The 19,503-nt window shown below is 71.6% G+C and carries 11 protein-coding genes; 7 read left to right on the top strand and 4 right to left on the bottom strand.

From position 1 onward, the window contains the following. The first annotated feature begins 19 nt into the window (after positions 1–19). The 5 genes from AB0I18_RS11885 to fxsT all read left to right on the top strand — a co-directional run bounded on the left by AB0I18_RS11885 (position 20) and on the right by fxsT (position 8,200). Positions 20–427 carry a CU044_2847 family protein gene (locus AB0I18_RS11885; protein WP_363105283.1) on the top strand — a complete coding sequence of 136 codons (408 nt, stop codon included), beginning with the start codon at positions 20–22 and terminating at the stop codon, positions 425–427. Beyond that, positions 424–1,368, top strand: coding sequence for an AAA family ATPase (locus AB0I18_RS11880; protein ID WP_363105282.1), 945 nt, complete (start codon positions 424–426; stop codon positions 1,366–1,368). Before AB0I18_RS11885 ends, AB0I18_RS11880 begins: the two co-directional genes overlap by 4 nt. Before the next feature lie 7 nt (positions 1,369–1,375). Beyond that, a complete protein-coding gene (locus tag AB0I18_RS11875) occupies positions 1,376–3,340 on the top strand; it encodes a magnesium chelatase (protein ID WP_363105281.1) in 1,965 nt (654 codons plus the stop codon). Then, on the top strand, positions 3,330–4,649 hold the full coding sequence (locus tag AB0I18_RS11870) for a CHAT domain-containing protein (protein WP_363105280.1): 1,320 nt from the start codon (positions 3,330–3,332) through the stop codon (positions 4,647–4,649). Before AB0I18_RS11875 ends, AB0I18_RS11870 begins: the two co-directional genes overlap by 11 nt. Before the next feature lie 554 nt (positions 4,650–5,203). After that, entirely contained in the window at positions 5,204–8,200 is a 2,997-nt protein-coding gene (gene fxsT, locus AB0I18_RS11865; RefSeq protein WP_363105336.1) for an FxSxx-COOH system tetratricopeptide repeat protein, read from the top strand. Positions 8,201–8,298: 98 nt separating this feature from the next. On the opposite strand, the gene AB0I18_RS11860 is transcribed toward fxsT, so the two are convergent. The 4 genes from AB0I18_RS11860 to AB0I18_RS11845 all read right to left on the bottom strand — a co-directional run bounded on the left by AB0I18_RS11860 (position 8,299) and on the right by AB0I18_RS11845 (position 15,354). Continuing rightward, positions 8,299–12,123, bottom strand: a complete 3,825-nt coding sequence (locus tag AB0I18_RS11860; protein WP_363105279.1) for a multifunctional oxoglutarate decarboxylase/oxoglutarate dehydrogenase thiamine pyrophosphate-binding subunit/dihydrolipoyllysine-residue succinyltransferase subunit — start codon at positions 12,121–12,123, stop codon at positions 8,299–8,301. A 355-nt stretch (positions 12,124–12,478) separates the two neighbouring features. Then, the gene (locus tag AB0I18_RS11855) at positions 12,479–13,747 is read right to left on the bottom strand and encodes a HAMP domain-containing sensor histidine kinase (protein WP_363105278.1); all 1,269 of its coding nucleotides are present in this window, start codon (positions 13,745–13,747) and stop codon (positions 12,479–12,481) included. 66 nt (positions 13,748–13,813) lie between these two features. Then, positions 13,814–14,551, bottom strand: a complete 738-nt coding sequence (locus tag AB0I18_RS11850; RefSeq protein WP_363105277.1) for a response regulator transcription factor — start codon at positions 14,549–14,551, stop codon at positions 13,814–13,816. A gap of 113 nt (positions 14,552–14,664) precedes the next feature. Next, complete coding sequence (locus AB0I18_RS11845) at positions 14,665–15,354, bottom strand: spermidine synthase (RefSeq protein ID WP_363105276.1); 690 nt, start codon at positions 15,352–15,354, stop codon at positions 14,665–14,667. A 145-nt stretch (positions 15,355–15,499) separates the two neighbouring features. Between AB0I18_RS11845 and AB0I18_RS11840 the strand changes: the two genes are divergently transcribed. After that, positions 15,500–16,375, top strand: coding sequence for a rhomboid-like protein (locus AB0I18_RS11840; RefSeq protein WP_363105275.1), 876 nt, complete (start codon positions 15,500–15,502; stop codon positions 16,373–16,375). A 115-nt stretch (positions 16,376–16,490) separates the two neighbouring features. Continuing rightward, complete coding sequence (locus tag AB0I18_RS11835; protein ID WP_363105274.1) at positions 16,491–19,484, top strand: SpoIIE family protein phosphatase; 2,994 nt, start codon at positions 16,491–16,493, stop codon at positions 19,482–19,484. Positions 19,485–19,503: the final 19 nt, after the last annotated feature.

The following is a 19,503-nucleotide window of genomic DNA, read 5'->3' as shown; positions in this document are numbered from 1 at the left end:
AGTTGAACCAGGGGGGCGTGTGGTGATCTTAGTGGGGCCTGTCCCGGCGGGAGCGGACGGGCCCATTCCCATCGAAGTCGACACGGACCTTGGCCCGGCTTCCCCCGACGGCCTCGACCTCGTCTACGGAGACGAGGAGACCCGGGACAGCCCCGCCCAGAGAGTCGTCCAGGTCGCCCGTGACGCCTACACCGACGGGCTGGACCTCGCCCGGCGCTGCGCGGCTCAGGCGGTTCGGCGGTTCGGGGACCTCGCGGAGGACGTCCGGCCCGACGAGATCGAGATGCAGCTCTCCATCAAGGTCGACGCCGGTGTGGCGGCCCTGGTCAAGAGCGGGGCGGAGGCCCAGCTCCAGATCACGTTCCGCTGGCAGACGTCCGGCTCGCGGGGCGAGCCGGCTCCGGTTCCGCAGGGGGACCCGTCGTGAGCCGCGCGGCGGGGGACGTGCACATCCTGCCGTACAGCCGTGTCGTGGGGCAGGACGAGCTGAAGCTGGCGCTGGAGCTCAACCACGTGGTGCCCCGGATCGGCGGGGTGCTGATGGCCGGAGCGCGCGGTACCGCCAAGTCCACCCTCGTACGGGCCTTCGCCCTCATGGCCCATTCCGAGCTGCCCGTCACCCTGCCCATCAACGCCACCGACGACCGTGTCCTCGGCGGCTGGGAGCTCGACGCCCTGATCCGTGGTGAGACACGTCCCCAGCCGGGCCTCCTTGAGGACGCGGACGACAAGGGGCTGCTCTACATCGACGAGGTGAACCTCCTCGACGACCATCTCGTCAACATCATTCTCGACGTCGTCTCGACGGGCGTGCTGTCCGTGCAGCGGGAGGGCCTGGCCACCGCCAAGTACCTCTCCTTCGGGCTCGTCGGCACCATGAACCCCGAAGAGGGCGGCTTGCGGCCGCAGTTGCTCGACCGGTTCGGGCTCATGGCCGCCGCCGAGCAGCTGGACGTCGATGCACGGCATCGCATGATCCGTACGGTGCTGGACTTCGAGGAGGAGCTGGGGAAGGAGGGGTCCGGCTGGCTGGCGGAAGCCGGGCGGGACGACACGGCGACCCGCGAGCGACTGGAGAGTGCCCGGGACAGGGTGCCGCGGACCCAGGTCCCGGACCGGATCGTCCGGTTGTGCGCCGAGGCGGCGGAGCGGGTCGACGCCGTCGGACAGCGCGGCGAGATCGTCGCCACGCTGGCTGCCCGCGCGCTCGCAGCGCTGGAGGGATCGGACCGGGTCCAGCCGGGGCATCTGCTCCGAGTGCTGCCCATGGCACTCCGGCACCGTCGGCCCGAGACCGCACACGGCGGCACCTTCGACTGGGGACCGGACGACCGGGCCCGCGTCAAGGACCTCTTCGACACCCTGTGAGCCGCCCATGGCCACCGACCCGCCGAGCGGCTCCGACGCCGCCGGCACCGCGCCCGAGGAACCGGACGACCTCGCCCGGCGGCTGACCCATGCCCTCGTCTGCGCCGCCGCCGATCCGGCTCTGTCCGGCGTGCTGCTCTTCGACCTGGATCCCCGGCTGACCGATCCGGTGGCGCGGCTTTTCGCCGGGATTCTGGCCGGCTCCGCGCGGGCGGCCGATGCCATCCCGCTGATGCTGGGTGCCACCAGCCGGGACGAGGACCTCTGGACCCGGCCCAGACTCCGGCAGGAGCCGGACGGCATCTCGTTCCGGATGGAGCCAGGCCCGCTCATCAAGGCGGACGGCCGCCCGGGATCGCCGCCCCTGGTCGTGGTGCCCGATCTGTCCCGGCTGAGCGTCGCCGGGATGCGCGCGGCAGTTCAGCTCCTGGGGGCCGACGTCGCCGTGGTCGAGCACAGCGGGTTGCGCCACCGGGCCCGGCCGCGGGCGCGCTGGCTGGCCTCCTGCCGTTCGGTGGACGTGGGGCGGCTCAGTCCGCACCTGCTGGACCGGTTCGCCGTACGGCTGTCCGTGGCCGGTCTGCGGCTGCCGCCCGCCGAGCGGCTGTTCGCGACCCTGCCGTCCGGCTGGCGTACGGCGGCTGCCCATGGCGTGCCGACCGCGGCGGTCACCGACCATGCACTCACGCGCATACGCGAACTTCTCGGCCCGGACACGAGTGTCCGCAGGGAACTCGCGCTGGCGAGGCTCGCCCGCACCGTCGCCGCCCTGGACGGGGAGCGGATGGCAGGGGTCCGACACTGCGACGCGGCGGCCCGGCTGCTCGGCCTGGCAGTCGCCGACGTACCGCGGCCGGCCGGATCGGAACCTCCGGCGCAGGGCTCCCCGCCGCCGTCGGCGGAGCCCGGCTCGGTGCTCCGCATCAGGCCCGGCGACCGGAGCCGCACCGACGGGGACGAGCGGCGGCGGCACCCCGAGACCGGCGAGCCGCTGCTGGAGAGCGAGCCTCCGGAGGGAATCGGTACCGCCCAGGGCGGGGCGCCGGCCGTGCCCGCCACCCCGTTCCCGGAGGACGACGCGGAGGCCCCACGCGACTTCGCGCCCCTGCGCAGCCCCTGGCAGCGCACGGCGGGACCTGCCTCGGCACGCGGTGTCGTGGTCGGCACCCGGCGGGCGAGGGACCTGCGTGATCTCGCCTATGTGCACACCGTGCGGGAAGCGGCGGTGCACCAACGTGTCCGGGGTGCCGAGCGGTTCACCGTCTCGCCCGTCGACCTGCACAGCCACGTCCGTGCCGGCATCCCCGAGCGCATGCTCGTCCTGGTCCTGGACCACACCTGCCGGGACGACGACTGGGACTGGCAGGACGCCCTCGCCCCGTTCCTGCAATGGGCGTACACCGGGCGGGCCGCCGCACAGGTGATCGAGGTCGGCGGCGCGGAAGCGGCGGACGAACTACGGGCCGACTCCTTCGCCGCGCGCAGTGTCCTCGACCCGCGAGTCCTCGCCGCGCTGTACCGCCCGGCGGGTCGCGCCACACCGCTTGCGCACGGCATCGAACAGGCGGCGCAGGCGCTGCGCCGGGCGTTCCGGCAGCACGGCAACGGTCTGGCGGAGGCCTGGCTGGTCGTCGTCACCGACGGCCGGGGCAACGTCCCGCTGCGCGCAGGCCGCACCGGACGGATCAGCGGTCCGGTGGCCGCGGCGGGCGTCGAGGACGCCTTCGAGGCGGCGGCGCGCATCAGAGCCATGGACCGGACGAGGCTGCACGTCGCCGTCGTGGACGCGGCCCGAGAGCCGTACGGGGACCTGCCGTTCGCGCTGGCCGACGCCCTGGGCGGCACCGTGGTCGAGGGACGCACCATCCGCGGCACGGAGACGGACGAGGAGGCGGTGCCGATGAGCGGTGAGCGGCAGATCCCGTACGGGGACGAGCGTTCCGTCGGACGGGGAGGCGCCGTTGAGCGGTGAGCCGCAGCGTGGGGCCCGGTGGCTGACGGGAGCCGGCGGCGTGATGCGTCGCGCGGCCCTGCCCGGCCTGAAGGCGGCGGCCCGCCGGGAGTCCGCCTCCGTCCTCCATCTGCGCCGTTCGCACGAGCCGCCCGCCGGGCTCGGTGGGACCGACGCACGACCCGGTGCCCGCCTGCCGGAGGGTTTCGCCGTGCTCCGGGTCGTGCGCGCCGAGGGGACCGGCAGACAGGACGCGTACCGGCTGCACGGCTGGTGCGGCGGCCTCACCGTGAAGTGCTCGCCCGGGCCGACCCGGCTCACCGCCCCCGCCGTCAGCCTCGGCAACGTCAGCCGCGAGGGCGGCGAGTTCCCCTCGGAGATCCTGCGCGGGATTCAGCACTGGTCCGACAACCAGACCGAACTGGCCCGGTGGATCAACCTGATCCGGGCCCGGCACGGAGCCGCGTTGCGCCTCATCGTGTGGGACGACACGGGGTTCGAACTTCCCTGGGAACTGTTCCTGGTGCCGACGGATGTCCAATACGGCCTGGAAGGCGGTCTGTTGGGCGCCCTGCTCGTCATGGCCCGCTGGACGACCGTGCACGATGTCGACCAGGACCTGCCGCGCGAGACGGGCGAATGCCACGGCCGGGTCCTCGGTTACGTCCACAAGGACATGTCCGACGACGGGAGTGTCTTCGCTCCGTACGCACACCAGTTGCACCTGGAGATGACGCCCTTCCTCCGGGCGCTCGACACCCCGACGGGCCGTACCGGCCTGGTCTACATGGGCTGCCACGGCACGTACGGCGAGACCGTCCCGCGCCTGTCGCTCGGCGAGCGCACCTGGGCCGAGTTCAACGGCGAGGCCATGCACGTCCTGCGCGCGGACCGTTCGCTGGTCTGCCTGAACGCCTGCCACTCCGGCCGCTTCGTCGACAACAGGGCACAAGGGGAGCACGCGCTGCGCGGCTTCGCCGAACTCTTCCTGCGCAAGGGGGCGGGCGGCTGCATCGTCACCGCGGGAAAGGTCGGAGACCTGGAGGCCCGCGCACTGGTACGACGTCTGGTGCACGAGGTGGCCACCCACCCGCAGTGGCCCGTCGCCGACACCCTGCGCGCCTTCCGGGCCCGCGCGGTCGAGGAGTTCGGCTCCCTGGCGGTCGTCCCGACCACGCGCAACGATGACGGGCAGGTCGACCGGATCGGGCAGAAACGAGTTCTGCGGCTCCTGTACGCCTTCATGTTCCACTACTACGGGCACCCGCTCACCACGCTGCGGCTCGCGGTGGGCGACGAAGCGAACCCCGGCGGAGGGGGTGGGTGGTGAGCGGCGACGAGCGTCCCCTCGAAAGCCCTCTCCTGATCGAACCCGTCGTGGCCTGGCCGCGGCGGGCCGAGACCGGACGCAACTACCTCGTCACCGTCGATCTGCGGGGCCCGCTTCCGGCCCAGGACGGCACACCGGCCTCCTGGCCCTACCCGGACGAGGAGTTCACCTTCACGATCGCCCTCGACGGCTCGCCGTTCTTCGTCTGCACGGCCCTCGACGAACCGAGCGTCGTCCTGCACCGCTTCGGCGGAACGTACGGGGCGGCACGGTTCCGTGTGTCGACAGGCCGGGAGACCGGGCCGGCGTCGCTCTGGCTCACTGTCAGCAACCAGTGGGGCGTGCCCGTCCGCAAGGCGGAGCTGCGCGCGGAGATCCGGGAGCGGGAGCCGGGGCGGGAGCCGGCGGCGCGGCTCACGGAGGTGGTACGGGAACGGGTGTCCTCGCCGGACAGACGACCGGCTCCGGGAGTACCGGAGAGTCCGGGCCGGATCGCCGGGCCCCGGGACGGGGGGACGGACCGCCGACGCACATGGCTGGAGGGTCCGCCCCGAATCGGCGACGCCGGCGAACCGACGACGACGCGGCCCGCGACCCGCACGGGACGGCAGACCGTCACGATCAGCTTCGCCGGGTTGAACCGCGCCTGGGCGGCCTGGATCAGGGACCGACTGGAGCGGCACGGACACCGTGCCGTGTACCAGCGGTGGAACCCGCCGCCCGGCACGCGGCTCGAGGAGTCCCTGCGCGACCTCCTGCTCGCGCCGGGCCCGGTCCTGCTGGTCATCAGCGACTGGTACCTCCAGCAGGGCTCGCACACCCCGGCGGAGTGGGCCGACGCGCTGCGACAGGTCGTCGCCCCCGACGAGCACCGCTTCGTGGCGGTCTCCGTCGCGCCCTCCGCCCCGCCGACGGCAACAGCGGTTCTCGACGCGGTCGAGCTGACCGGTGTGGACGCCGACGAGGCCGAGCGCCGCCTGCTGGCCCGCCTGGGCCTGCCCTTCGTCCCCGTGCCGGAGTCCGATCAGGCCGCTCGGCACGGCCCGCGCTTCCCGAGCGGGATCCCCCAGGTGTCCGGGGGAGTGCCGCGACCCAACGCCCGCTTCACCGGTCGTGAGCAGCTGCTCAGCGACACCTACGAACAACTGCTCGGCGGGGGTGCGGTCACGCTGTGCGGCATGTCCGGGGTGGGCAAGACCCAGCTCGCCGCCGAGTACGCGCACCGGTTCGGTTCCGAGTACGACCTGGTGTGGTGGGTCAACGCGGGCAACCGGACGTCGTTTCGCCGGGAGCTGGCGGAACTCGCGCCGGCACTGGGGCTGTCCACAGGGGCCGAGTACGGCGAGCGGCTGCGTGCGGTGCGGGACGCGTTGCGCCGAGGAGACCCGTACGCCCACTGGCTGCTGATCCTCGACGGCGCGGACGAGCCGGGCCAGATCCAGGACCTGGTGCCGACGGGGCCCGGCCACATCCTGATCACCTCGCGCAACTCCGAATGGGCCGAGCACAACAGCGCGCTGGAAGTACCCGTCTACGACCGGCCCGAATCGGTGGCCTTCATCCGGCGCCGCGCACCACGGCTGACGGAGACGGAGGCGGACCGGCTCGCGGAGGCGCTGGAGGACCTGCCGCTGCTGCTGGACCAGACCGCGGGATGGCTCAACGACTCCGACGTCTCGATCGGGGAGTACCTGGAACTCCTGAACGCGGACGTGGAGCAGAGCGCCGTCACGGTGTCGGCCGACTTCCCGCTCACCTTCCGGACCGCTTGGTCGGTCCTGCTGGACAGTCTCCGCGAGTCCGCCCCGGAATCCGTCGAACTGCTGAGGCTGTGCACGTTCTTCGCGCCGGGACTCGTACCCGTACGCCTCCTCAGACAGACGCCGGTCGACGGACTGCCGGAGCACCTCGCCGGACTGCTGGGAGACCAGGAGAGGTGGGACAGGGCGATCGGCCAGCTGCGCCGGTCCTCGGTGGTCCGTCTGGAGTACGAACGGGACGAACCGTCGGGAGCGTTCCTCTACGTGCACCGCATGGTGCACCAGACCGTCCGCAACGACATGTCCGACGAGGACCGCCGGGAATACGCGGGCGTGGTCCGCCGGGCCCTTGCCGCCGCCGATCCGGGCCGCCCCGCCGACACGGACATGTGGCCCCGCTACGCCGAGATCGTTCCGCATCTGGAGTACGCGGACGTCCCGCGCGACACCGTTCCGGCCATCCAGGAGCTGGTCCTCAACTGTCTGCGCTACATGTACCTCTCCGGCGAGTACGGTGCCGGCGTGCGGCTCGCCGAACAGGCCGTGCCCGCCTGGCAGGAGCGTCCGGGCACGTCCGAGACCGTGCTGTGGGAACTCGGCCACCACTACGCCAACCTACTCCGGGCGTGCGGCGAGTACCGGCACAGCGAGACCGTGAGCCGCGCGGCGGTCGAGCAGTACCGCGCGGCCGCCGGGACCCCCGGTCACGGGCATCTGCGCTCCGTCGGCAGCCTCGCCGCGGATCTGCGCGCGCTCGCCCGCTACGACGAGGCCTTGTCCCTCTCCCGGGAGGTCGTCGAGGGCTACGAACAACTCCTGGGGGAGGTGGCGGGGGCGGACCGTCACACCCTCCTGGCGGCACGCAACAACCTGGCGGTCTCGCTCCGGTTGCTCGGGCGCTACCGGCAGGCCCTGGACATCGATGAGCGGACGCTCGCCGACCGACGGCGCTTCCTGGGGGCGGACGACGTGTGGACGCTTGATTCGCAGATCTCCTGCGCCACCGACCTGCGCCTCCTGGGCCGCTATTCCGAAGCCGTGTCACTTCAGGAACGCAGCGTGCACCAGCACCGCGAGGTGACGGGCGCCAACCATCAGCAGACCCTGCGGGCCGAACACAACCTCGCCCTGTGCCGCCACCGCGTCGGCGACCGTGACGCGGCAGGACCGCTCCTTGCCGGCGTGCTCCAGCGCTGCGAGCGCGTCCTGGGCGAAACGGACCCGCTGACGCTGATACTCGCCACCAGCCAGAGCTGCTTCGCCCGTGAGTACGGCAGCATCGACGAGGCCCGCCGGATCAGCGAGTCCGTCGTCGCCCGCTATGAAGACCTGCTCGGCCCCCCGCATCCTTACGCCGCCGGCGCCCGCGCCAACCACGCGCTGATCCTGCGCAGCGTCGGTGAGCGGGAGGCGGCGTACGGGCTCGCCGAGAGCTCCCTCGCCGGCATGGCCTCGGCGGTGGGGGGCGACCACCCCTGGACCCTGGGCTGCGCCCTCAACGCCTCGGCCCTGCGCAACCTCCTCGGCGATCCCGAGTCCGCCGTCGCCCTCAGCAGGGACACGGCTGCCAGGGCTGCCACGACCCTCGGCGGTACGCACCCGCTGACGCTGTCCGCCCGCATCGGCCTCGCCGCCGATCTGCGGACGCTCGGGCAGCCCCGGCAGGCGGAGAAGGCGGAGGCGGAGGCCCTGAACGTCCTCGCCGCCACCCTCGGCCCCGAGCATCTCCACACCGTCGCGGCCCGGTCCCGCGTCCGCCCTTACTGGGACTTCGAACCCCAGACCACGTAGAGGGCGGGGCGGAAGACCGGCATACGCACTACAGGGCCCGCCCCCGGAAACTCCGGGAACGGGCCCTGTGGTCAGGGTGGTCAGGCGCGTTCAGAGGCTCACGCCTCGAACACCTCCCGAACCAACTGCTCCTGCTCGGCCTGATGCCGCTTCGCCGACCCCACCGCCGGAGACGACCCGTGCGGACGCGAGATGCGGCGCAGGCGCTCGCCGTGCGGGACGTCCGCTCCGACCGCGAGGTCGAGGTGGTCGATCAGGTTGAGCGCGATGAACGGCCAGGCGCCCTGGTTCGCCGGCTCCTCCTGGGCCCAGAGGTACTTCTCGGCGTTCGGGTACTTGGCGATCTCCGCCTGGATCTCGGCACCCGGGATCGGGTACAGCCGCTCCAGGCGGATGATCGCGGTGTCCGTGGCGCCGCGCTTCTGGCGCTCCGCGTCGAGGTCGTAGTAGACCTTGCCGGCCGTGAAGACGACCTTGCGGACGGCCGTCGGGTCGACGGACGCGTCGCCGATGACCGGGCGGAAGCCGCCCGTCGTGAACTCCTCCGCCTTCGACGCGGCCGCCTTGAGGCGGAGCATCGACTTCGGGGTGAAGACCACCAGCGGCTTGTGGTGCGGGTTGTGCACCTGCCACCGCAGGAGGTGGAAGTAGTTCGACGGGAGCGTCGGCATGGCGACCGTCATGTTGTTCTGCGCGCACATCTGGAGGAAGCGCTCCGGGCGGGCGGACGAGTGGTCCGGGCCCTGGCCCTCGTAGCCGTGCGGGAGGAGGAGGGTGACGCCGGACGTCTGGCCCCACTTCTGCTCCGCCGACGAGATGAACTCGTCCACCACCGTCTGGGCGCCGTTGACGAAGTCGCCGAACTGCGCCTCCCACAGCACGAGGGACTCGGGACGGGCCAGCGAGTAGCCGTACTCGAAGCCCATCGCCGCGTACTCGGAGAGCAGCGAGTCGTAGACGTTGTAGCGGGCCTGGTCGTCCGAGAGGTACTGGAGCGGGGTGTAGTCCGCGCCCGTCTCCCGGTCGATGAGCACCGCGTGGCGCTGGCCGAACGTGCCTCGGCGGGAGTCCTGGCCCGAGAGGCGCACCGGGGTGCCCTCCAGGAGCAGGGAGCCGAGGGCGATGGTCTCGCCCATGCCCCAGTCGATCGTGCCGTCCTCGACCATCGACGCGCGGCGCTGCAGCTGGGGCAGCAGACGCGGGTGGACGGTGACGCGGTCGGGGATGTTGACCTGGGACTCGGCGATCCGCTTGACGACCTCCTGGGAGACCGCCGTGGTGACCGCGACCGGGAACTCGGGCTTGGTGTCCGGGACATGGGCCTCGGCCGGCGCGGAAGTCGCCTCGCGGACCTCCGTGAAGACCTTCTCCAGCTGGCCCTGGTAGTCCTGCAGCGCCTGCTCGGCCTCTTCCAGGGTGATGTCGCCCCGGCCGATCAGCGACTCGGTGTACAGCTTGCGCACCGAGCGCTTCTTGTCGATCAGGTCGTACATCAGCGGCTGCGTGAACGCCGGGTTGTCCGACTCGTTGTGACCGCGGCGGCGGTAGCAGATGAGGTCGATCACGACGTCCTTGTTGAACGCCTGGCGGAACTCGAAGGCCAGGCGCGCGACGCGGACGACGGCCTCGGGGTCGTCGCCGTTCACGTGGAAGATCGGCGCCTCGATCATGCGGGCCACGTCCGTGGCGTACATGGACGAGCGGGCCGACTCCGGGGCGGCGGTGAAGCCGACCTGGTTGTTGATGACGATGTGGACCGTGCCGCCGGTGCGGTAGCCCCGCAGCTGCGACATGTTCAGGGTCTCCGCGACCACGCCCTGGCCCGCGAAGGCCGCGTCGCCGTGCAGCGCCAGCGGCAGGACCGTGAAGTCCGTACCGCCCTTGCCGATGATGTCCTGCTTGGCGCGGGCGACGCCCTCAAGGACCGGGTCGACCGCCTCCAGGTGCGAGGGGTTGGCGGCCAGCGAGACCTTGATCTGCTCGCCGTCGAGACCGGTGAAGGTGCCCTCGGCGCCCAGGTGGTACTTGACGTCGCCGGAGCCGTGCATCGACTTCGGGTCGAGGTTGCCCTCGAACTCGCGGAAGATCTGCGCGTACGACTTGCCGACGATGTTGGCGAGGACGTTCAGCCGGCCGCGGTGGGCCATACCGATGACGACCTCGTCCAGGCGCGCCTCGGCGGCCGAGTCGATGACCGCGTCGAGCAGCGGGATGACGGACTCGCCGCCCTCCAGGGAGAACCGCTTCTGGCCGACGTACTTCGTCTGCAGGAAGGTCTCGAAGGCCTCCGCCGCGTTCAGCCGGCGCAGGATGCGCAGCTGCTCCTCGCGCTCCGGCTTGCTGTGCGGGCGCTCGATGCGGTCCTGGATCCACTGGCGCTGCTTCGGGTCCTGGATGTGCATGAACTCGATGCCGGTGGTGCGGCAGTACGAGTCGCGCAGCACGCCGAGGATGTCGCGCAGCTTCATCATCGACTTGCCGGCGAAGCCGCCGACCGCGAACTCCCGCTCCAGGTCCCAGAGCGTGAGGCCGTGCTCGGTGATGTCCAGGTCGGGGTGCTTGCGCTGGCGGTACTCCAGCGGGTCGGTGTCGGCCATGACGTGGCCGCGGACCCGGTAGGAGTGGATCAGCTCGAAGACCCGCGCGGCCTTGGTGACGTCGTCGTCGTGCGAGGCGTCGATGTCCTTGAGCCAGCGGACCGGCTCGTAGGGGATGCGCAGGGCCTCGAAGATCTCGTCGTAGAAGCCGTTCTCGCCGAGCAGGTAGTTCGCGACGACGCGCAGGAACTCGCCCGAGGCGGCGCCCTGGATGACCCGGTGGTCGTAGGTCGACGTGAGCGTCATGACCTTCGCGATGCCGAGCTTGTTCAGGGTGTCCTGGGAGGTGCCCTGGAACTCCGCCGGGTAGTCCATCGAGCCGACGCCCATGATGACCGACTGTCCGGGCATCAGACGCGGGACCGAGTGGACCGTACCGAGGCCGCCGGGGTTGGTCAGCGAGACCGTGACACCGGAGAAGTCGTCCATCGTCAGCTTGCCGTCACGGGCACGGCGGACGATGTCCTCGTAGGCCTGCCAGAACTCGAAGAAGTTCAGCGTCTCGGCCTTCTTGATGCCGGCGACGACGAGCTGGCGGTCGCCGTTGGGCTTCACCAGGTCGATGGCGAGACCGAAGTTGATGTGCTCCGGCTTGACCAGGGTCGGCTTGCCGTCCTTCTCCGTGAAGGAGTAGTTCATCGACGGCATGGCCTTGATGGCCTGCACCATCGCGTAGCCGATGAGGTGGGTGAAGGAGATCTTCCCGCCCCGGGCACGCTTCAGGTGGTTGTTGATGACGATGCGGTTGTCGAAGAGCAGCTTCACCGGGACCGCACGCACGGACGTGGCCGTGGGGACCTCGACGGAGGCGTTCATGTTCTTCGCGACCGCGGCGGCGGGGCCGCGCAGCGTCACGTATTCGGGACCCCCGGCGGCCTCGGCCGCCGGAGCGGCCTGCTGCTTGGCCGGAGCTGCGGCGGCCGGCTTCGCGGGAGCCGCGGCCGGAGCCGGTGCGGCAGCCGCGGGCTTCGGCGCCGCGGGGGCGGCCGGAGCCGGAGCAGCCGGTGCGGCCGGGGCCGGAGCTGCCTGGGCCGGAGCCGCGGGTGCGGCCGGTGCGGCAGACGCGGCCGGTGGCTGCACCGTTGACGGGGCGGTGCCCGCGGCCCCCGCGGCCGCGGTACCCGCCGTCGCCGAGGCGGCGACGCCGCCCGGCTTGTAGTCGGCGAAGAAGTCCCACCAGGCTCGGTCTACCGAGTTCGGATCCTGGAGGTACTGCTGATAGATCTCATCGACGAGCCACTCGTTCGGACCGAACGCAGCCGCGGGGTTCTTCCCGGCTTGGTCCTCGGTCGAGATGCTCGAGTTACTGGGGGACTGTGGCGACACGGCGGCAACCGCCCTCTTCCGCTTCACAAGGTGATGGACAGCGGGAATAAAGGCTACGCCTCCCCGGCCGCCTAGGTCAGGCCGGGCCTGGTCATCGTCGCGTAAGTCACATCGAAAAGCGTGTTTCGGTGGTGGAAATGGCGGGAAACAAGCGAGGTTCCGATGCGGAAAGGTTACGCGGACCCCGGACGCGCCCGGGAAACGCCCCGCAGCGAGCCGAGGCGAACCCGGAGTGACGGTCCCGGAAAGTGTCGCGGAAGGCCGGGCCTCCGCACGATGACACGTGTCCTGCTGCTCCTACTGCCCGATCACACGTTGATCTTGGACTCTAGGATCTTGGGCTCCGTTTCGAACCCTACGTCAACCTGTCAAACGATGGCGCTCCCGGAAGAGTGACCTGGATCCGGCAGCCCCGCTTGGATTCGGCCACGCCGATCCGGCCACCGTGCAGATCGACCGCCCAGCGGGCGATCGCGAGCCCCAGACCCGTACCGCCGTCGCTGCCGGGGCCGTGCGGCGCCGCGACTCCGCCGCGGTTGAACCGCTCGAAGACCCGGTGCCACTCCGAGGGCGGAATGCCCGGACCCTCGTCCAGGACCTCCAGGTCCAGGGACTCGGGGAAGACGCCGCGCCGGGCCTTCACCGTGACGCGGCCGTGCGGCGGGCTGTGCTTGACCGCGTTGTCGATGAGGTTGGCGACGACCTGGTGGATCCGCTCAGGGTCCGCGTGCGCGGTCAGCTCGGGCGGCGACACGTCGAGGTGCAGATGGACGTCCGTACGCGTGTGGTTGCCGGAGTCCGAGGCCATGCCGCCGCGCGCGGAGGACACCATGTTGGCCTCCTTCAGTACGCCGGACAGGTACGGCCACACCTCGAAGCGGCGCCCGCGCAGCGGTACGACGCCGTTGTCCAGGCGCGAGAGGTCGAGCAGGGTCTCCACCAGCCGGCCGAGACGCTCCGTCTGCTTCAGGGCGATGCGCATCGTCTCGGGGTCGGCGGCGGAGACGCCGTCCACGACGTTCTCCAGGACCGCGCGCAGGCCCGCGATGGGGGTGCGCAGCTCGTGCGAGACGTTCGCGACCAGTTCCTTGCGCTGACGGTCCTGGGCCTCCAGGTCGTCGGCCATGCGGTTGATCGTCTGGGCCAGGTCGCCCAGTTCGTCGCGGCGGTCGGCACCCCTGACCCGGCGCGTGTAGTCGCCGTGCGAGATGGACCGGGCCACGGTGTTCATCTCGTCCAGCGGGGCGGTCAGCGAGTGCGCCACGAACTGGGTGATCAGCAGCGTCGCGATCATCGAGAAGACCGTGATGAAGCGCAGCTCGGTCTCGGTGCGCACGGCCATCATCATCAGACCGGTGGTGATGAAGACCGAGACGACGACGAGCGTGCCGAGCTTCGTCTTGATCGAGAAGGGGCGTACGTCCCCCCAGGAGCTCGAACCAGAACTGGAGCCCGAGCCCGAGCCCGACCCCGAGCCGGAGTTGGAACCGGAGACAGAGCCCGGAGGCGGTCCCGGGGGAGGTCCCGGAGGCAGCCCCGGAGTCGAACCCGAACCCGGAGTCGAACTCGAACCCGCGCCTGAGCCAATGCCCGTGCCCTTGCGCGACGCGTCAGGACCGCTCATCGCATCTACCCCTTCAGCCAGGGTGTTCAACTCTAGAGCTCCAGGAAGCTCCGGAGCGCTGGAGCCCTACGGATTCGGGGTCTCCAGCGCGTAGCCGACGCCGTGCACCGTACGGATCCGCTCGGCGCCGATCTTCCGGCGCAGCGCCTTGATGTGGCTGTCCACGGTCCGGGTGCCGGACGCGTCGGCCCAGTCCCACACCTCGGCCAGCAGCTGCTCGCGCGAGAGCACCGCACGCGGTGTGTTCGCCAGGCAGACCAGCAGGTCGAACTCGGTGGGCGTCAGATGGACGTCCTCGCTGCGCACCCGAACCCGGCGCTGCGCGTGGTCGATCTCCAGCTCGCCCAGGCGCAGGATGCCGGAGCGGGGCGTGGACGCGGCCAGGGCGGCCCGCTCCACGCGGCGCAGCAGCACGTGCACGCGAGCGGCCAGCTCACGCATCGAGAACGGCTTCGTCATGTAGTCGTCGGCGCCGACGCCGAGCCCGACCAGCATGTCCGTCTCGTCGTCGCGCGCGGTGAGCATCATCACCGGCACCGGACGCGCCGCCTGCACCCGGCGGCAGACCTCCAGGCCGTCGAAGCCCGGCAGCATGATGTCGAGGATCAGCAGGTCGGGCTGCCAGGCCTCGGCCGTGTCGACGGCGGCGGGGCCGTCCCCGGCCGTCTGCACGAGGAAGCCCTCCGCGCGCAGGCGGGCGGCGATGGCGTCCACGATCGTCGGATCGTCCTCGACCACCAGCACTCGGCGCTGTGCGCCCGGCGTGGCCGCCGTGCCGTTGTGGGAGGTGTGTGTCTGCTCCATCGCCCGCCCCTGAAGTGTGCTTTCCGGAACCAGTGGGGTGATCCCATGACTGCGCTTGACGCTTGAATGATCCGCGTCAGGTCAGCAGGGTACGGGCAGTGACCACCGCTCGGCTATCCAGGCCTGACCCCGAGGTGGACGACGTCCGGTACGCCCCGGGCAACCGGGATCTCTTCGGTACGCACCCGGTGGAACCCGGCATTCCACAAGGTTTTCGTGAAATCCGGCGAGGGTCGGGCGGACCACACCGCAAGTACCCCACCACCCCTCAAAACCCTTGCGCACGCGGCGAGTCCGGCCGGTGAGTAGAGGCCGTCGTTGCCCTCCGTGACGGTCCACTCGGGTCCGTTGTCGATGTCCAGGCACAGGGCGTCGTACGTGTCGCATGTCTCATTGACGTAGTCGACCAGGTCGGCTTCGACGATCTCCGTACGAGGGTCGGCGAGGGCCTGGGACGACAGCTCGGCGAGTGGCCCGGACCGGTGCCAGTCGATGATCGCCCGCTCCCGCTCGACGACCGCGATCCGGCCCCAGCGGTGGTCCGCCGCAGCGTGTGCGAGCGAGAACCCGACGCCGAGGCCGCCGATCAGGACGTCCGGCCCGGGGCGCCCGTCGAGCGCGTCGAGCGCGGCGTCGACCAGCAGCCGCTCCGAGCGGCCGTCGGAGGTGTCCATCAGGAAACAGCCGTTGGCGATGATCTGCAGCAGCTCGCCGTGGCGACGCAGCACGACCTCGCCGTACGGTCCCTCGCGGCGGTCGATGACTAAAGGGCTGCCGTGGGAAATGCCGTACGCGGTGGTCATGGAGCCATCCTGTCAAGTCCGCCCAGGAGAGGCAGCCGAATTGCGCCGGGCTGAGGGTTCGCTGTGAATCGGCCCGTGCGTGGCGTCGGTCATAGACAGCGGATGGCGGGGAGCCGAGGGTGGGGCGGGACGGAAGGGGTCCCAGGTGGACGGGTGTGGGACGAGCGGTGCGGAGGCGAGTTCCTGCGCTGTCCCCGATGCCTCTGTCCCTGTCCATGAGCCTGGGCCTGCCGCTCCCGTTCCGGGGCTCGACGGCATCCCCTGCCAGCGTGCCGTCACCGTCGAGGGCGGGGACGAGAGTGAGGGCGCGGGCGCGAACGGGCACGGCGGCGAGACCGCCGCAGCAGTCGGTCCACGGGCGGCCCCCGTCCGGCGCCGCCGCCGCATCCGTCCCTGGCGGGTGCTCCCGACCCCCACCGGAACCCCCTTCACCCTCGGGTACGCCGTCGTCCTCGCCCTGACCTCCCTCTTCACCGAGTACGGCGACGCGGATCTGGTGGAGCGGGTGCTCCAGGGGTCCAGTACGGATGTGGCGCACCTGGCGCAGTCCCCGGTCCATGTGCTCGTCGCCAGTGCGCTGTGGGTCGCGGGCGGGATCACCTCGACGTACGCGATCGCGTTTCTGCTGGTGCTCACGGCCCTGGAGCGACGGATCGGCGGGTGGCGTACCGCCGGTGTCTTCCTGTTGGGGCACGTCCTGGCGACGCTGGCCACGGAGGTTCCCGTCGGCCTCTCGGTCCTCGTCGGCCATCTCCCCGAAAGCTCGCTGCACCGCTACGACTACGGCATCAGCTTCGGCGTCGCCGCGAGCGTCGGCGCGCTGGCCGGGCTGCTGACGCCTTGGCTGCGCTGGACCGTGCTCGGGGTGTCCGGCTGGGTGGTCGTCGGGGATTTGGTCGCTTTCACGGACCCGATGACGAACTGGGGGCACCTGATGGCGCTGGCCATCGGGGTCGCCAGCTGGCCGGCGGTGCGGCGGTGGCGGACCGGAGGATACCGGGCGAACCGGCCGTTGGTATGAGTTTCGTCACATTGGGCGGCTGGGTGTTAGCGTGAAATCACTTGAAGGAACTCCCACCCGACAAGCCGGACGTCGGCGAGCGACGGGAACGACTTCAGGGTAGGAAGTGGTTCGGATGTCCGTCGCGTCATGGGACGACATCGGCGGGCTCGTCGGTGCGTACGAACGTTTTCAGGCCGGGGCGCGGGTCGAGTCCGACGTCAGGGACTCGATCCTCGACTCGTGGAAGCGCTGCCGGTCCGCGGGCCTCGAGTCCGACCGGCTCCTGATCCCCTATGCGGAGGGTCTGGGCCTGGAGGACCGGTTCCTGACGGCGGCCAATCCCGTGTTCGAACGGCTCACGTCGGCACTCACCGATGTGAAGGTGACCGTCGTGCTCGCCGACGCCAAGGCCCGGGTGATCCAGCGGGGCGGCGCGGACCCGGGGTTGAACGCGCGTCTCGACTCGGTGCAGTTCGCCCCCGGATTCGGCTTCGCCGAACAGATCGCCGGCACCAACGGCATCGGCACCGCGCTGGCGGAGCGGCGCGCCTGCCTGGTCCTCGGCCGCGAGCACTTCGCCGACTGCATGCAGCCGTTCGCCTGCGCCGGGGCACCCGTCCGGGACCCGTTCAGCGGGCGCATCGAGGGCATCCTCGATCTCACCTGTCTGCGCGGCGACGCCGACCCCGCCATGCTGAACCTGGTCCGTGAGGCCGTCGCGGACATCGAGCAGCGGCTGCTGGAACAAGCCACGCAACGGGAGCGGGCGCTCCTCGCCGCCTACCGGCGGGCCAACAGCGCCCACCTGTCCGCGGGGCGGCCCCCGCGGACCGGCGCCGACGACGCGGGAGCCGCCCGGGGCATCGACCGTATCGACCGCGCCGTCCTGCGGGACAAGGCCGAGGAACTCATCGCCTCCCCGCACCGGACCCTCGACGAGGTGACGCTGTCCGGCGGCCGGGTGGCCACGCTGCTGCGCCGGCCGGTCATGAGCGCGACGGGCGAGGCGGGCGTGGTCGTCGAGGCCCGTATCCTCGGCGGCCCGCGACTGCGCCACCTCGCGCAGACGGTGGCGGACACGCAGGTCATCCAGGCCACTCGGGCCATCGAGGCCGCGCAGGCTGTTCAGGCCGCGCAGGCGATTCAGGCCGGCCTGCCGGGACTGGCCGCGACCCCCGCCGACAGCGCGAAGGTGTCCCTGGCCGGGATGCCCACCGCGACCGTCAACGGCGACACGGCCGAGGCGGTCGAGGCGGCCGCGACCGTCAACGGGGACACGGCCGGGATGGCCACCACCGTCGTTCTGCCCCAGCCCCAGCCGCAGCCGCAAGCCCTGGGCACGGACGAGACCGAGGCCGAGGCCGAGGCCGAACGCGGTGGCGCCGACGGCTGGCTGCTCGTCGGTGAACCCGGTGTCGGACAACTCGCTGTGCTGGCCCGCCGGCGACTGGAGCTGCTGCACGATGCCGGCGTCCGGATAGGCACCGCCCTCGACGTGACCCGCACGGCCGAGGAACTGGCCGAGGTGTCGGTGCCCCGGTTCGCCGACTTCGTCGCCGTCGATCTGCCGGACTCCGTCCTGCGAGGCGACGAGCCGGAGTCGGTCGGCGCCGACACAGGCCTGCGCCGGGTCGCGCTGGGCGCCGTCCGTGAGGGGCCGCATCTGGACGGACTGCACGGCGTCGGGGACCCCGTCCGGTACATCCCGGCCACGCCGCAGGCCCGCTGCCTGGAGACCGGGCGACCCGTACTCGAACCGGTGCTCGCCGACGCCGGCGGCTGGATCGCCCAGGACCCGGCGGGTGCCGAGCGGGCCCTCGCCGCGGGGATCCACTCGCTGATCGCGGTGCCGCTGCGGGCCCGCGGGGTGACCCTCGGCGTCGTGAGCTTCTACCGCTCGGACAAGCCCGTCCCCTTCGAGGACGACGACCTGTCGCTGGCCCAGGAACTGGTCGGCCGCGCGGCGATCTGCATAGACAACGCCCGCCTGTTCACCCGCGAGCACAACACCGCCCTGGCCCTGCAGCGCAGCCTGCTGCCCCGGGGCCGGCCCGAGCAGAACGCCGTCGACGTCGCGTACCGCTACCTGCCCGCGCACGCGGGTGTCGGCGGCGACTGGTTCGACGTCATCCCGCTGTCCGGCGCCCGGGTGGCGCTGGTGGTCGGCGACGTGGTCGGCCACGGACTGCACGCCGCCGCCACGATGGGCCGGCTGCGGACCGCCGTCCACAACTTCTGCTCCCTCGACCTGCCCCCCGACGACCTCCTCACCCACCTCGACGACCTGGTCGGGCGGCTCGACGGGGGCGAGGGCTGGGAGGCGGGCGACGGCACCGGACTCGACGCCGGGGTCATCGGCGCCACCTGCCTGTACGCGGTCTACGACCCGGTGTCCCGGCGCTGCACCCTCACCCGCGCCGGCCACCCGCAGCCCGCGCTCGTACGCCCCGACGGCACCGTGGAGTTCCTCGATGTGCCCTCGGGGCCACCGCTCGGGGTCGGCGGCATGCCGTTCGAAACCGTCGAGCTGGAGCTCCCGGAAGGCAGCCAGCTGGTGCTCTTCACCGATGGTCTGGTCGAGGACCGGCTCAGCGACATCGACGACGGGCTCGAAAGGCTCCGCGGCGTCCTCGCCTCGGCCGGCCGGCCACCGGAGGAGACCTGCGAAGCGGTACTCGACGCCCTGCTGCCGGCTCGCCGGGTCCGCCCGAGGGACGACATCGCCCTGCTCGTCGCCCGCACCCGTGCCCTGGGCCCCGGACAGGTCGCGCAGTGGGAGCTGCCCAGCGACCCGGCGGTCGTCGCCCGCGCCCGCGCCGAGGTCACCAGGCAACTGGCCGCATGGGACCTGGACGACCTGGCCTTCACCACCGAACTGGTCGCCAGCGAACTGGTCACCAACGCCATCCGGCACGCGACAGGACCCGTCCAGCTCCGGCTGCTCCGCGACCGGGCGCTGATCTGCGAGGTCTCCGACGGCAGCAGCACCTCACCCCGGCTGCGCCGCGCCAGAACGGAGGACGAGGGCGGGCGCGGGCTCTTCCTCGTCGCCCAGCTGACCGAGCGCTGGGGGACCCGCTACACCAGCACCGGGAAGATCATCTGGACCGAGCAGGCCCTGCCGTAGCCGTAGCCGTCGCCCGTCG

Source organism: Streptomyces sp. NPDC050704 (genome assembly GCF_040654355.1).
In the GTDB taxonomy this organism is placed as follows: Bacteria; Actinomycetota; Actinomycetes; order Streptomycetales; family Streptomycetaceae; genus Streptomyces.
Note: the sequence above shows the minus strand (reverse complement) of the source record. Positions and strands in the feature narration are given on the sequence as shown.

Coding starts and splice junctions, on each gene's coding strand:
- AB0I18_RS11875 (WP_363105281.1), top strand. CDS start 1,376: ATGGCCACCGACCCGCCGAGCGGCTCCGACGCCGCCGGCACCGCGCCC.
- AB0I18_RS11835 (WP_363105274.1), top strand. CDS start 16,491: ATGTCCGTCGCGTCATGGGACGACATCGGCGGGCTCGTCGGTGCGTAC.
- AB0I18_RS11855 (WP_363105278.1), bottom strand. CDS start 13,747: ATGAGCGGTCCTGACGCGTCGCGCAAGGGCACGGGCATTGGCTCAGGC.
- AB0I18_RS11845 (WP_363105276.1), bottom strand. CDS start 15,354: ATGACCACCGCGTACGGCATTTCCCACGGCAGCCCTTTAGTCATCGAC.
- AB0I18_RS11850 (WP_363105277.1), bottom strand. CDS start 14,551: ATGGAGCAGACACACACCTCCCACAACGGCACGGCGGCCACGCCGGGC.